Annotated in this window: 1 protein-coding gene; it reads right to left on the reverse strand. The window is 60.0% G+C overall.

Annotation, left to right across the window (positions count from 1 at the left end; translation table 11 throughout):
- A partial coding sequence (locus ABR397_RS23395; protein WP_350307789.1) for an AMP-binding protein occupies nt 1–420 on the reverse strand: 420 nt, incomplete at both ends.

Genomic DNA, 420 nt, shown 5'->3' on the forward strand with positions numbered 1-420 from the left:
CCCCAATGGCACTGGCTGCCCGTGGTCATCCAGCAGATAAATCCGGGTATTCGCCGTCGGACGCCCAATAGGCGCCAACGCATCGGTATAGTTTGACGGACAACGCCAGTGGGTGGCGCACACGGTAATTTCTGTCGGGCCATAGGCATTGAACAACGTGGCCTCACGGCTCAATGTCTGGAGTAGCGCCGGGCTGGGCGCTTCACCGCCCAGTATCACGGTCGGCTTTATCGTCAGCGCCGGTAAATCCGCCCCATCCCGCAGCAGGGCCGGTGTCAAACAAGCGTGCGTCACTGCCTGTGCTTCCAAATAATGCCAGAGACGGTGCGGATCCTGACGAACCGGGTCGGCTGGAATAGCCAGACTGGCTCCTCCGGTCAGTGCCATCATGGTTTCCCAGACACTGGCATCGAAGCCAAA

The sequence above is a fragment of the Photorhabdus viridis genome (assembly GCF_040256935.1).
GTDB lineage: Bacteria > Pseudomonadota > Gammaproteobacteria > Enterobacterales > Enterobacteriaceae > Photorhabdus > Photorhabdus viridis.